The organism is Polaribacter batillariae, from assembly GCF_017498485.1.
Lineage (GTDB): Bacteria > Bacteroidota > Bacteroidia > Flavobacteriales > Flavobacteriaceae > Polaribacter > Polaribacter batillariae.
The window spans coordinates 413246-428184 of sequence record NZ_CP071795.1 but is presented as its reverse complement, the minus strand read 5'-3'; the positions used below and the strand labels follow the sequence as shown (position 1 = coordinate 428184).

Below are 14939 nucleotides of genomic sequence, written 5' to 3'. Positions count from 1 at the left end.
GTTTTTTTGTGAGACAAAGATATAAAAGCGTGTGATTTAGCCAAATATCAATCGTATTAAAAAAGTTAAATTTTAATTAGAAGTATATTCTTTTAGTTTTTTAAAATCGCTTTCGTTGGCAATTTCTCTTTTTGCGTCTGTTAATAAGAGTGCTATTTCATTATCAATAGATTGTTTATAAGAATTTAAAATGGCTTTCTTTTTTAAATTTTCTAGCAATGCTAATAATTTTCTAACAATAATAACGTCGTGAGCACAATAGGTTCTTAATGGTGCCATTACATTGTAAATTAAATCTTTAAAATTTACTGAATTTAATATGATTAAAATAGCGTCTTTTTCTTGTACCAAATCTACATCTTGTTTTTGTACGCGCAAAATAAATAGTTGAGACAGGTAATCGATTGCATTTATGGCAGTTCCAGGATCGTTTATTCCAGGAGACATCGATTTTACAGCAACTTCGGTAATTTGTTTAAAAGCGAGTAAGTAGTTATCGTCAATTAATTCGCTTTTAGAAAAATTAAAATTCGAGTAAATTTTTTTAATAATTCGGTCATCTACTTTTTTGTCTATTTTAAAAAGTACTGCATCTTCATTACAATAAGAACCTTTATTCGAAACGATTTCTATTTTAATATTGTTTTCTTTAGCAATATGAAGCAATGTTTCTGTAGAAATGGTATTAAAATAGCCAGAAGATTTTGCGTTGTAGGTTGTCCAATTTTCTGAATTTGGTTTAGAAGCATTTATTTGTTTTTCCTTTTCAATAATTTTTTTCAGTCTATTTTTAGAAGAAGAAAAAATATTTGAAAGTATGTTGTTAATTTGAATTTCTTGTGAGATGGAATGAATAAAATAGATAAATGCTGCTAAAGAATTTACCATAAAGACAATAGAAAGCAAAACAGAAAAACCCGGTAATTGGTATTTTTTTCCTGTAGGTTCTATAAAAACCAATATAAAAATACAATAGATAATGGTAAATAAATAAATGCCCAATATAATTTGATGCCTTCTGTTGGAAATTAAACCGGGTAATAAACGTGGCGAAAAATTGCTAGAAGCTTGGTTTAGTAAAATCATTACCATAGAAAAACTAAAAACCATTATAGAGATTAATCCTCCAATAAAAGTGGTTAAAATAGCTCTTGCGGTTTCGGTGTTGTTAATTACCAATTCTGGTAGAAATTCGAGAATGTATTTAGAGATTCCTTTATTTTCTAAATACATCATTATATAAGCGAAAATAGCTCCTGCAATGGCAATTATCGAAGGAAAAAAAGCGATTTTATCTTTTAAATCGTAAATTTTATAAAGTAAGCTTAGCAATTTATCTTTCATTATTTTTTATCTTTTTCTTTATTTCTTCAATAATTTTATTCGCATCAATTTTATAATCGAACCAAATGGTGTTTTTGTCTTTTTTAAACCAAGTGAATTGTCTTTTGGCAAAGCGTCTGGTGTTTTTTTTGATTTCTGAAATGGCAAAATCTTTTGTAAAAGTACCATCAAAATAAGAAAATAATTCTCTGTAACCAACTGTTTGCAAGGCATTCAGTTTTTTATGAGGGTATAGTTTTTTGGCTTCTTCTAACAAACCATTTGCTAGCATTATATCTACACGTTGGTTTATTCTGTTATATATAATTTCTCTATCTGCTTTTAAACCAATTTTTATTGTATTAAAATTTCTTGTTTTTTTGGGTTTGTTTTTAAAAGTAGAGTAGGGCAATCCCGAACCAATGCAAACCTCTAAAGCTCGCATTAAACGGTGTGGATTTTCAATAGCAATTGAATTGTAGGTTTTTATATCTAGTTCTTTTAGTTTTTGTTGCAATGGCTCAATTCCTTTTTCTTCTAATTCTTTTGTTAGGTTTTCTCTTATTTTAGGATCTACTTCAGGGAAATAATCCAAACCTTTTAAAACAGCATCTACATACAAACCACTGCCACCCACCATTATTTGTACTGGGTTTTGTTGAAATAATTCTTCTAATTTAGATAACGCATCTCTTTCAAATTCACCCACATTATAATCTTCGAAAATACTTCTGTTTTGTATAAAATGGTGTTTTGCTGCAGCCAATTCATTTGCATCTGGTACTGCAGTTCCAATGGTCATTTCTTTATAAAATTGCCTAGAATCGCACGAAATAATATCGGCATTAAAAGCTTTTGCTAACTTTATACTTAGTGCTGTTTTTCCTATTGCTGTTGGGCCAACAATGGTTATTAAAGTGTTTGTAGGTTTTTGAATCATGGATTTAGAATGCTTCCACAATTATAACAAAATGTAGCCTTTGCTTTGTGTTTATCTTTTAAACAATTTGGGCAAGATTGTGTATTTAAGTCGGGTTTTGCGTTGGCACTTGTAATTTCAGAACTTACGATTCCTGTAGGAATTGCAATAATCGAGTATCCTAAAATCATAATAATACTCGAAATAAATTGCCCTAAAGCAGTTTGTGGTGCAATATCTCCAAAACCAACCGTTGTTAAGGTAACAATTGCCCAATAAATGCTAACAGGAATGTTGGTATAGCCATTTTCTTCGCCTTCTACCATATACATTACTGTTCCTAAAATAACGCATACAATTACAACAAAGAATAAAAACACAGCAATTTTGGCTCTACTTGCTTTTAAAGCGAGCATTAAGTTGTTTGAAGCACCAATATATCTTCCTAATTTTAAAATTCTAAAAACACGAAGCAATCTTAAAGCTCTTAAAGCCACTAAACTGTGCGTTCCTATAAGTATAAAAGACAGGTATTTTGGTATGGTAGATAAAAAATCTATAATGCCATAAAAGCTAAAAATGTATTTAAAAGGTTTTTTTATAGATATAATTCTTAGAATATATTCGATGGAGAAAAGAATTGTAATTACCCATTCGCTTATATTTAAAAAATTATGGTATTTGGCATCGAAACTTTTTACACTTTCTAAGATAACAAACAAAATACTTGCAATAATGGCAATAAGCAAAATTACATCAAACAGTTTGCCTTCTTTGGTATCTGCTTCATAAATAATTTCGTGAAGTTTCTCTTTCCAAGATGTATTTTTCTCTGATTTATTCAATTTTACATTTTTTTCTTCTACAATACTACAATTATTTACTGAATTTAAAAATAATTTCGATTAATTTTCTTTGTGTTTACAAGGGTTTTCAAAATAAATAAAAAAAAAGCACTTTTTTAAAAACCGTACTTACAATTTCCTCGTAAGTATAAGTGAGATTCAATTAAATATTAACTTAAAAACTCACACAATGAAAAAAAGTAAAATTTTATTAGGAACCGTTGTTATTGCAATAATTGGTTTAATTACAGTGGTTGCAGCCGATCATATCGATGCGCCAGCAGCTAAAGGAACAACAGCAGACATTACAGATTTCTATGCTTTTCAAGGAGAAGACACTAGTAATTTGGTATTTGTAGCAAACATACAAGGTTTATTAGCGCCCACTGCAACTGCAGCAGCATCTTTTGATGAAAATGTTTTGGTAGAATTTAATATTGATACGAATAACGACAACGTAGAAGATTTAGTAATTCAAGCAATTCCTAGAGATGGTAAAATGTATTTCTTTGGGCCAGTTGCGCCAAATTCTCCAGGATTAACAAGTAGTATAAATTTTGCTTCTTTACAATCTGATGTCGAAATTACTAAATACGGTGCAGAGGCTATCGTTAAAAATGCAAATGGAATGAAAATGTTTGCAGGTCCTAGAGACGACCCTTTCTTTATGGACTTTGCTAGATATGGCGAAATTGTTGGCGGAAATGCAGCTGCTTTTAACAATCCTGGTACAGATACTTTTAAGGGTACAAACGTATTATCTATTGTTGTAGAGGTTCCAAAATCTAGAATCGGTGGAAGTGGCACAATTAATACTTGGGTAGAAACGAAAGTGAAACAATAATTAAACAACTAAAAAAACAAAATATCATGAAATTTAATTTTATAAAATACACAGCAGCAATAGTTGTAACCTCTTTAATTTTAGTGGGTTGTAGCAAAGACGATAATGATACACAAATTTTAGTGCCAGATTTTTCTGGAACTTATATGCAGAAAGATCAAATGGGAAGACCAGCAGTAAATACAGTATTTGTTTCTGCCGATAAAAAAGATGAGTTTAATGTAACAGTACCCTCTCAACAAAGTGCAAAATTCCAATCGATGTTCGAAACAAATTTAAAAGCACTAAGTCCTGCTTTTGCAAATACTGGAGATAAAAATGCTTTAGGACAAGATGCAGCAGCTTTTACAGGATTATTAGCAACCGACGTTTTAAATGTTTCTTTAGATGGTAAAACAACTTTTTACGACGGTACAAATGTGTTAACAGGAAGAGCTTTGGCAGACGATGTAATTACAGTAGAACTGTTATTAATCTTTGGAGGCGAAGATTTTACAGAAAACCCTACTTTATCTGACGATAATGTTAGTGCAAACGATAAAGACTTCTTAACAAGTTTCCCTTATTTAGCTGCTCCTTGGTAGAAGTAGCAATACATAAAAGTCGAGAATAAAATTCTCAACTTCCATACTAGCACATGTTTGGGGGAATGTGTGCTAGTTTTTTTAACCATTAAAATACAAAAAATGAAATATATCCAACTAATTTTATTATTTGTAACTTTTTCATTAGCAATTAGTTGCAATAAAAAAACAAACCAAAAGATTACAAATCCAATAGATTATAATGCTTACTTAAATGTAGAAAAGAATGTGTCTTTAGAAAACAGTACTTTAGAATATAATTTTTGGAAAAACAAACTAGAAGAAACACCCAACCAATACCCTTACAATGCAAAATTGGCTACTGCTAATTCTACAATTTTTCAATTAACAGGAAATATTAAGGCTTTAAAAGAAGCAGAACAAAACTTACTTCTTGCAAACGAAAAAACGAATTATAATAATGCAGGTTATTTAAGAAGTTTGGCAAGAAATTATATTTCTCAACATCGATTTAAAGAGGCTTTAGAATTGCTTAAAAAAGCAGCAACAAATGGAGAGAAATTACAAGCAACACAATATATGCTAATTGATGTAAACCTAGAATTAGGGAATTTAGAAACAGTAGAAAAATATTTAACAAAAGTTAGAAATTTTAAAGATTTCGATTACCTAATTAGGCTATCTAAATACAACGATCATATTGGAAATTTAAACAAAGCAATCGAATATTTAGAAGCATCTCTAGAGATTGCCAAATCTTCTAATAATAAAGAATTACTTCAATGGAACTTTACAAATTTAGCAGATTATTATGGGCATGCAAGTAGAATTACAGATTCTTACAATGCGTATTTAAAAGCCTTAGAATTAAATTCGAACAATAGTTATGCAAAAAAAGGAATTGCTTGGATTGTGTATTCTTACGAAAGAAATCCAGAGGAAGCTTTGCGAATTTTAGAATCTGTAACCAAAGAACATGCAGCACCAGATTATCATCTATTAAAAGCAGAAATTGCCGAATTTATGGGTAAAAATAAAACGAAAAAAGAAGAAATAGCCTTGTATTTGTCTAAAGTAAAAGATACAAATTATGGTGCAATGTATCATAAATACGATATTTTGTTATATGCAGAAGATGCCAAAAACAAAGTAAAAGCATTAACAATTGCACAACAAGAAATTAAAGAAAGACCTACAGCACAATCTTACGATTTATTGGCATGGTCTTTATACAAAAATGGCGAAAAAGAAAAAGCTTTAGAAATATCAGAAAATTATGTAATCCATAAAACTTTCGAGCCAGAAGCAATGTTACATACAGCTTATATTTTAAAAGCAAATGGTAAAGTAGAAGAGGCTTCAAAAATAAAACAAGAATTACTTGGAGCTGTTTACGAATTAGGCCCATTAATTGAAAAAGAACTTAAAAGTATATAAATTCGCAAAAAAATTAAAAAATTAAAAATGAAGAATCAATTAATCATATTTTTTTCGGTTGTTTTTTGCATCAATACTTTTAGTCAACAATTAAAAGGCAAAGTTTTAGATGCATTTAACGAACCTATCGAAAACGCTTACGTATATAATGTAAATTCCAATTCGCATACACATACAGATTTAAATGGGCGTTTTACTTTAGACAATACATTTGTTGGAAATAGAATTCAAATAGGAATTTTAGGATTTCAAAAACAAGAAATAATACTAACAAAAGAGAATTTTACAAACTTTAGCATTCAGTTACAAACCAAAGTTTTTCAACTAGAAGAAATGGTTTTAAGAAAAGAAATAAATGCTTTGCAAACCATTGCAAAGGTAGATTTGAGTGTGAATCCTGTAAATTCGTCGCAAGAAATTCTTAGAAAAGTACCCGGTTTAATTATTGGACAACATGCTGGTGGTGGAAAAGCAGAACAAATATTTTTACGTGGTTTCGATGTAGATCATGGAACAGATGTAGCACTTTCTGTGGACGGAATGCCCATAAATATGGTGTCTCATGCACACGGGCAAGGGTATAGCGATTTACACTTTATAATTCCAGAAACCATTAAAAACATCAATTTTGGTAAAGGTCCCTATTATGCAAATAAAGGTGATTTTAACACAGCAGGCTATGTAGATTTCTCTACTAAAAACGCCATTGCTAAAAATATAATCTCTTTAGAAGCTGGGCAGTTTAATTCGCAAAGAACCTTAGGAATGTTTAACCTTTTAGAGTCTAAAAAAGATAAAAATGCCTATGTTGCCATAGAATATATTGCAACAGATGGACCTTTCGAATCGCCTCAAAACTTTAATAGATTAAATATTTTTGGAAAATATAGTGCTTTTTTAAAAGGAAAAGATAGAGTAACATTAACGGCTTCTCATTTTACAAGTAGCTGGGATGCTTCCGGACAAATTCCAGAAAGAGAAGTTGCAAACGGAAATATTACAAGGTTTGGTGCGATTGACGACACCGAAGGTGGAAATACTTCTAGAACAAATTTTAATGTTCAGTTTAACAAAACATTATCGAACGAAGCGATTTTAAAAAGCAACGTTTTTTATTCGAAATATACTTTCGAATTGTATTCTAATTTTACTTTCTTTTTAGAAGATCCAGTAAATGGCGATCAAATAAAGCAGTTCGAAAATAGAGATGTATTTGGTGCCAATGCTCAAATAATTTCCAATAAAAATTTTGGAGATTTTGAAGCAAAATTTACAAAAGGAGCAGGTTTGCGTTACGATTTAATAAACGATGTAGAGCTTTCAAGAACAAAAAACAGAAAAGAAGTTTTAGAAAGAATTCAATTAGGAGATGTAAGACAAACAAATATGTACGCATTTTTTAATTCGGAATTTGAAATTGGAAAATTTAAAATCTCTCCAGCTGTTCGTTTAGATTATTTTAAATTTCTTTATAATGATGCTTTAAACCCAACATACGAAACATTAACAAAAACGAAGACAATTATCAATCCGAAATTGAACTTTTTATACACTCAGAACGATAATTTACAATGGTTTTTAAAATCGGGAATTGGTTTTCATTCTAACGACACAAGAGTTGTTTTACAGCAAAATGCAGATAAAGTTTTGCCGCGAGCATATGGTTTAGATTTTGGAAATATTTGGAAACCCACAAAAAAATTAGTACTAAACACTGCTGCTTGGTATTTATTTTCAGAAGAAGAATTTGTGTATGTTGGAGATGCTGGAATTGTAGAACCGTCTGGAAAATCGGAACGTTTTGGATTGGATTTAGGTCTTCGTTACCAATTTACAGACTGGTTGTATTTAGATACAGATGCCACTTTTACAAAAGCAAGAAGTTTAGAGAATGTTAGTGGAGAAGATTACATTCCTTTAGCACCCGATTTTACAATGGCAGGCGGCTTGTCTTTTAATAATTTAGGAAATTTTTCAGGAGGTTTACGTTATAGATACATAGACGATAGGCCCGCAAACGAAGATAATTCTATAGTTGCAGATGGCTATTTTGTTACAGATTTTAACATTAATTACAAGATAATAAAAGACCTTACCTTAGGTTTGGCTATTGAAAATATTTTCGATGTAGATTGGAATGAAACGCAGTTTGCAACCGAATCTCGATTACAAAACGAAACGACGTCTGTAGAAGAGATTCATTTTACACCAGGAACACCCTTTTTTGCAAAAGCATCTATTGTGTACCGATTTTAATCGAAAAGAATTCCTCGATAATCTGACTCGGGTTTTCATTGAAAATGTTATTCCTGTAAAAACGGAAATCTAAATACAGCATTTTGTTTTTTAACCTTTTAGGTAAAAATGCAACCAACAAAATACCTCTTTGGTTCTGGCTACAGGATAGTTGGTTTTAAGAAATTCTTTTTGAATGCTTAAAATTTAACCATGTTTGTTTGGTTGATTTTAGTTGGATGAAGTGTCTGTTACTTAATTGTAGCAGGCATTTTTTATTTTAAAACAGGGGTGTTTTTTGATGGAAACCATCGAATTTTATAGTTAATGGGTAACCTTAAAAATTGAAATAAAATAAAAATTAGACAATTAAACAGAAACTATTTTTGCAAATGGCATAAAATAATCTTCAAAACGCCTTAAAGCAGGGCTCATTTTTTGAGCATACATTACAAACTGACATTTAGAAATGCTCTGTGTAATGGACAAAACGTCGGCCGAATATATTTTTTGAGTAAGAAAATCGGCATCATCAATGCTAAAAATTTTAACTTGTGTTGTATTCACACCTTCTAATAGTAGCAATTTGTGCATGGTTTTAGGAGTAGCAATTAAAACATCTACACCTTCGAAAATCTCTGACTTTAACAAATCGATATGTTCTCTTTCATTTGCGACATATACACGCACAGAAGAAGATTTGGAGTATTTTAAAAACACATCGTATAAATTTAATGCTTTGTCGTTGTTTTCTGCCAAAACAATGGCTCTTGGTGCTGTACCAACTTCTTCACATTTTAATTTGTTTAAAGTTGTAAGTATTAAAGTTGTTGTTTTTCCACTATTTTCTAGTGCTGTACAAAAAACATTCGCGCCACTTTTAATGGTAGGAATCGCCAATTTTTGAAATGGAGTAGGGGTTTCTATTTCAAATTCTGCTAACTTTTCTTTTAAATGTGGATGTAATTTTTTAAAAGGCATAAAAAATATGATGATGATTTACTTTAATAACGCTGGCAAAGATACAATTAAATTAAAATTTTACTTTTAAGAGGTATAAATTATACCTAAAAAATATAAAAAGTAAATTATTAGGTAAAATTTATTTATACTGTTAAATTTGTTTCGAAAACAGATTTTTTAGAATCAAAAAAACAGTAGTTTTAATTAGAATAAAGCAAAATAAAATGAAAATGTATAAATTAGTTTTAGCAGTGTTTCTTTTTTTAATAGGAATAACCAGTTGCCAAAAAGAAAAAGAAATTGTTGTAAGTAAAACTTATAAAGAAGCACAAGACCCTTCTCCAGTAAGCTCAGAAGATTGGTCTTCGGTCTCTAAAGGCCTACAAGCTTCCATTGCTTCTACAGATATTCGTTTTGTAAAAAGTGTGATTCCAAAAATTAAAACACAAACTTCTTGGAATGGAACAGCTTGGAAAGGAGAAAGAACTTCTGTTCAATTGGTACTTTGGAGTAACGATTCCATTAATTATGTAAGAGCGAATATTTCCGATTTTAAATCGAATTCAGGAGCTTCATTACCATCGACAATTGCGAATACACATTTTGTAAAATATGTAATTACAGATGAATTTGCAGGTGGTTGTGGCTATAGAAAACCAGAAAATTTCGCATCTTCTTTAGCAGCAGATGCTTTTGAAAACATAAATTCTTATGCTGTAAAAGCACAAGCAACAAGACCAATATGGGTTACAATAGACGTTCCTGAAAATTCGGAGGCAACAACTTATCAAAGTAAAATTACCTTAGATATTCAAGGACAAAAAAGTAAAACATTTACGCTTAATTTAAAAGTAATCGATAAAACATTGCCAAAATCAAAAGATTGGAAATTTCATTTAGATTTATGGCAAAATCCTTATGCAGTTGCAAGATATCATCACGTAGAACCTTGGTCTAAAGAACATTGGGCTTTACTAGAACCTTTAATGAAAAGACTGGCCAATGCAGGGCAAAAAGTAATTACAGTTTCTCTAAATAAACGACCTTGGGGAGGTCAAACCTACGATCCGTTTGAAGCTATGATAATTTGGAAAAAGATGGCTGATGGCTCATGGGAATACGATTTTACTGTTTTTGACAATTGGGTGCAATTTATGATGGATTTAGGAGTGAAAAAGCAAATTAGTTGCTACTCTATGGTACCTTGGGGTAACGAGTTTTATTATTTTGATGAAAGCCAAAACAAAGAAATTAAGATAAAAGCAGCTCCTGGATCCAAAGAATATGAAGATTTATGGATTCCGTTTTTAACCAAATTCAAAGCACATTTAATAGAAAAAGGGTGGAATAAAATTACTAGAATTGCCATGGATGAAAGAGGACCAAAAGAAATGAAGCAAATGTTAAAATTATTAAATAAATACGCTCCAGAATTTGGCGTTTCTTTTGCAGACAACCATAAAAGTTATAAATTATATCCTAACGAATTAAAAGACATGTCTTTAGCTTTTGGAAGTCCAGTAGATAAAGAAGATTTGGTCGTAAGAAGAGAAAATAATTATGTAAGCACGCATTATGTTTGTTGTTCAGATGGTTTTCCAAACACATTTACCTTTTCTCCACCAGCAGAAGGCGTTTTTATTGGATGGTACACCATGGCTGCCGATTTTGATGGTTTTTTACGATGGGCATACAATAGTTGGGTAGAAAATCCATTGCAAGATTCTAGATTTAGAGCTTGGCCAGCTGGAGATACCTATTTAGTGTATCCTGGTAATAGAAGTTCTATTCGTTTCGAAACGTTGCGTGATGGTATAGAAGATGCAGAAAAAATTAGAATTTTAAGAGAAGAATTTCAGCAAAAGGAAATGAAAAACGAATTAAAACAACTAAATGAACTCGTTGCTAAATTCAATATTACAGAAAAACCAGATAACTTAGAGCAAATGCTTGCAGATGCTAAAGAGAAGCTAAACAATTTAGCAGAGAAATAGATTTTTAAATGCCGTTTTTACACGAGAAACAAATTTGTATCTATTTTATAGGTGTGTTACATTTTTATAAAAACTTAAAACCCAACAAAACTATACCCTATACCAACAAAAAACCGTATTCTACTAATATCATTTACAAAAGAAGCATCAATATTTATAGGTCCTAAAATAGAATTGTAAGAAGCTGTAAGGCCTGTAGAAAAGATAAGGCCTGTTTGGTTTATGTTTATATTGTTCCAGTTAGAACTGGTTTTTGTAAAGTTTTGTAAATAATTAGAAAACGTGTCATTACCAAAAATAACAAGATCCATATGTGGAGTTATAAATATTTTTTTTTGAAGTGCGTACTGAAAAGAAACGTCTGCTTTTAAAAACTGGCTCGCTAAAACTTCGCCATCTTTTAACCCAGGAACTATAAAGCTACCACCTCTGGCAATGGACGCATTTCCGCCTAGGAAAAAGGAAGTTCCCACACCGTAATCTGCAAAAGAATTTTCGTTTTCTTTTAGGGCATCTTCAAAAATAAACCCTCCAGTAATTCCTGTTATAAGAGTAGATTTTGGCGAAACAGAAAATCTGTTAGATGCTAAAACAGAAAATTTATGATACTTGGCAAGAGAACCATTAAGATTAATATCCTCTGGACTATCAGACGAAAAAAAATCTATATTTAGGGTATTATCTAAAGATCTTTTATAATTTACAGCAATAGAAGTACCTTTAGTTGCAAAATATTGTTTGTTTATGGTATTGTAATGAAATCTTAAGGTGGCTAAATAATTTTGATATCTGTATCTATTAATACCCTCTCCTTCTTCAAAAGAAACTTCTAAGGGTACTAGCGGTTTTAAAACTGTGTTTTCGTATTCGATACCTATGCCTACATAACTTTTTAAAGAGCTTAGGTTTCGATTTAAGTGACTTTTTACTTGCTGAAATCGATATTTATAATCTTCTGTTCTAAAACCATCTGTAAAAAGACCTTGTACGTAATTATTGATATATAATTCCGTTCGCATCCACCAGTTTTTATTTTTTCCGAAGATATTTTGATGTTGCAATCTAACTTTTGGGTTCTTTGCCAAATCTATTGTAATTAAAGATCGGGAAGATTTTCCTATTAAATTTCGTCCTGTGTAATTTAAAATGAGTCCAGCACCTAATTCATTATTATAATGCACAGCTCCTTTAATTTGATGGCTTGCAATTTCTGAAGCATTTAAATAAAGTGTTGTTTTGTTTTCTTTATCCAAAAGACCATATTCAATTTGCTGAAACAAAGCTGTACCCATAGCTGTGTTGATTCCTTTTACAATATCTAATTTTGTATGTTTTGCACCCTTTTTAAAGTTTGTTCGTGCTTTAATATGGTTTAAATGATCTTTAGAAATTCCTTTATATATAATATTATCTAAAGTAATAGAATCTCTTTCTTTGGGCAAACTTTTTGTTGCTTGTTTAAATTGTTTAAGTTTTTTAGAAATTTTAATTAATTTAGGAAGTTCTTGAGACAAAGCAATTTTCCCTTGTTGGTAAATGTTTAAAATTTGTCCGAAATCGCCAGTCCCATAAGTAATATTTTTTCCATGACTAAGTAAAATATCGCACAATTTTCTATTTGCAGGGTTTTTAAGGTTACTGGCAATCATACCAGATTGAAACAATAAAGATTGTAAATTATCTAAGCGTTCTTTAGGTAACATTCCATTACCAACATCGCTTCCAATAATAAAATCTGCCCCCATTCTTTTTGCAACATCTGTAGGAAAATTATTAAGAACACCACCATCAATTAATAGGGTGTTTTTATAAGGCACAGCAGAAAAAATGCCAGGGATAGACATGCTAGAACGCATTGCCAATGCCAAAGAACCACTATCTAAAACCACTTCTTTTCCTGCAACAATATCGGTTGCAATTGCACGAAAAGGAATGGGAAGCGAATCGAAATCTGAAATATGATAAACAGGATGGGTAACAGAAATTAAAAAATTTCTTAAGTTTTGGTCGCTTAAAATAAACGGGTTTATTTTAACTTTACCTTTAACAATTGCTGCACTAATTAAATATTGATTGAATTCACTCTTTTCTTCGTTACTTACGTTATCTAAAGAAAGACTTCCGCCAATTAAATTGTTCCATTTTATGTGCTTCGCTAAATCTGCAATTTCGTTTCCAGAATACCCCATTGCATACAAACCACCTACAATGCTTCCCATACTATTGCCCACAATTAAATCTGGAACAATACCAAGAGAATCCATTTTTTGTAATAATGGAATGTGCGCAACTCCTTTTGCACCACCACCACTTAAAACCAATGCTACTTTAGGTTTCTTATCTTGAGCAATAAGGGTAGAGCAAGAGAGTAAAAAAGCAATTAAAACTGTGTAATATTTAAGCATATGCAAATATAGAGAATTGTTTTTTTGGTGTAGGTTATTTTTTTATAAACCAATTGCTAGTCTTTGGAAAAAGCAATAATCATCATTTTTATTTGCGAAGTTTTCTTTAAAAAATTTCTTTTTATAAGTTAACGCAACTCTTTTTAAACGACGATGTAAGTGAGAAGCATAATTTGTGTGAATGTTATTTAAATAGAAATGCTTACATTAGATTTTAAAACCTTAACATTAATATGGTGTCTTTTGATTGGTCTTCTTTAATTCTATTTAGCGGTATTATTAATGCTATTATTGCAATTGTGTTTTTAGTTATAAATAGTAGTGATTATAAGTGTAAATATGCATTATGGGTCAATGTATTTCTGCTTTGCATCATATTAATTCTAGTTGAACGAATCATTCGGTTTTCAAATCTGGAAATGGATTATCCTCAATTACTATTTATAACAAGCCCTTTATTCTTCTTTATTCTTCCTTTGGTTTATGTTTTTCAAAATCGGTTGAATGTAAAGTCCAAGTATTGGTTTATGCATTTTGTATTTCCGATATTAATGCTTATTTTATTTATCCCGACCATTCTAATGAATGACAATGATAAGTTGAGCATGTATCATGCGGATGGAATAAACGACCCGATTTGGTTGGTACTGTTGTATCTCTTATTTTCTATTTATTATTCTATCAAAACGTTTATTGCCAATAAAGAACATAAAGCTCTTTTGCTAAATACATCAGCTAATAATGATATTGAGTTACAATTGTTTTCGAATAAATTAATTTTTTTAGCAAGCGTCTGTATCATTATTATTCCAATTTCATTGCTTATACAATATTTGGATTTTAATACGAAAGTTGTAGACAAATTTTTGTTCATCATTTTTTCCTTAATTCCACATTTTATAGTGATTTCTATATCCAACATAAAAACTTTTGAAAACAGTAATGAAATACGAATTGAAGAAAGGCAAACCAGCGTTGTTGAACATGAAAATTTAGATACTATCAAATCCGAACTCACAGGTTTTATGATGAAATGCAAACCTTACTTAAGACAAGATTTGAACTTGCAAACATTGGCTAATTTGGTTAGTTGGAACAGGTCAAAGCTTTCTATGGTTATAAACAAAGGTTTTGGTAAAAACTTCTATGATTACGTTAATGAGTATCGTCTCGAAGCTGTTGTTGAGAAATTAAATAGTGGTAAGCATAAAGATTACTCATTAGATTACATTGTTAGCGAGTGTGGTTTTAAAAGTTATGTGTCGTTTTATAGAATCTTCAAAAGAGTAAAGAAAAAGTCGCCAAAGGACTATTTAAGACATTTAAAAAGTCAATAAATATATTACAGTGTATCTTCTGTAATGTTTAAAATTCTTTAAAGATAATTAGTGATAATAGATTTGTGTTTTGAAAAGAGTAAAACCCCAAG

The 14939-nt window shown here is 30.5% G+C and carries 11 protein-coding genes; 6 read left to right on the top strand and 5 right to left on the bottom strand.

The window, feature by feature from the left end; translation table 11 throughout:
• Positions 1 to 72: 72 nt before the first annotated feature.
• The 3 genes from JL193_RS01960 to JL193_RS01950 are packed head-to-tail and all read right to left on the bottom strand — an operon-like array spanning position 73 to position 3087.
• A complete protein-coding gene (locus JL193_RS01960; protein WP_207972237.1) occupies positions 73 to 1344 on the bottom strand; it encodes a DUF2254 domain-containing protein in 1272 nt (423 codons plus the stop codon).
• Positions 1334 to 2263 (bottom strand): tRNA (adenosine(37)-N6)-dimethylallyltransferase MiaA, encoded by a 930-nt coding sequence (gene miaA, locus JL193_RS01955; protein ID WP_207972236.1) that lies wholly within the window; start codon positions 2261 to 2263, stop codon positions 1334 to 1336. The genes JL193_RS01960 and miaA overlap by 11 nt, the downstream gene beginning before the upstream one ends.
• Positions 2260 to 3087, bottom strand: coding sequence for an ion transporter (locus tag JL193_RS01950; RefSeq protein WP_207972235.1), 828 nt, complete (start codon positions 3085 to 3087; stop codon positions 2260 to 2262). The genes miaA and JL193_RS01950 overlap by 4 nt, the downstream gene beginning before the upstream one ends.
• Before the next feature lie 190 nt (positions 3088 to 3277).
• On the opposite strand from JL193_RS01950, the gene JL193_RS17345 reads away from it, so the two are divergent.
• The 4 genes from JL193_RS17345 (at position 3278) to JL193_RS01930 (ending at position 8169) form a co-directional block, all read left to right on the top strand.
• On the top strand, positions 3278 to 3931 hold the full coding sequence (locus JL193_RS17345) for a DUF4331 family protein (RefSeq protein ID WP_207972234.1): 654 nt from the start codon (positions 3278 to 3280) through the stop codon (positions 3929 to 3931).
• A gap of 26 nt (positions 3932 to 3957) precedes the next feature.
• Entirely contained in the window at positions 3958 to 4515 is a 558-nt protein-coding gene (locus JL193_RS17340) for a DUF4331 family protein (RefSeq protein WP_207972233.1), read from the top strand.
• Between the two features lie 102 nt (positions 4516 to 4617).
• Positions 4618 to 5913, top strand: coding sequence for a tetratricopeptide repeat protein (locus tag JL193_RS01935; protein ID WP_207972232.1), 1296 nt, complete (start codon positions 4618 to 4620; stop codon positions 5911 to 5913).
• Positions 5914 to 5940: 27 nt separating this feature from the next.
• Complete coding sequence (locus tag JL193_RS01930; RefSeq protein ID WP_207972231.1) at positions 5941 to 8169, top strand: TonB-dependent receptor; 2229 nt, start codon at positions 5941 to 5943, stop codon at positions 8167 to 8169.
• A 348-nt stretch (positions 8170 to 8517) separates the two neighbouring features.
• Here JL193_RS01930 and JL193_RS01925 read toward each other — a convergent pair whose 3' ends face one another.
• Positions 8518 to 9129 carry a DEAD/DEAH box helicase gene (locus JL193_RS01925; RefSeq protein WP_207972230.1) on the bottom strand — a complete coding sequence of 204 codons (612 nt, stop codon included), beginning with the start codon at positions 9127 to 9129 and terminating at the stop codon, positions 8518 to 8520.
• 206 nt (positions 9130 to 9335) lie between these two features.
• Between JL193_RS01925 and JL193_RS01920 the strand changes: the two genes are divergently transcribed.
• A complete protein-coding gene (locus tag JL193_RS01920; RefSeq protein ID WP_207972229.1) occupies positions 9336 to 11105 on the top strand; it encodes a DUF4091 domain-containing protein in 1770 nt (589 codons plus the stop codon).
• Between the two features lie 74 nt (positions 11106 to 11179).
• On the opposite strand, the gene JL193_RS01915 is transcribed toward JL193_RS01920, so the two are convergent.
• Positions 11180 to 13510 (bottom strand): patatin-like phospholipase family protein, encoded by a 2331-nt coding sequence (locus JL193_RS01915; protein WP_207972228.1) that lies wholly within the window; start codon positions 13508 to 13510, stop codon positions 11180 to 11182.
• A 419-nt stretch (positions 13511 to 13929) separates the two neighbouring features.
• Between JL193_RS01915 and JL193_RS01910 the strand changes: the two genes are divergently transcribed.
• Positions 13930 to 14847, top strand: coding sequence for a helix-turn-helix domain-containing protein (locus JL193_RS01910; RefSeq protein ID WP_207972227.1), 918 nt, complete (start codon positions 13930 to 13932; stop codon positions 14845 to 14847).
• Positions 14848 to 14939: the final 92 nt, after the last annotated feature.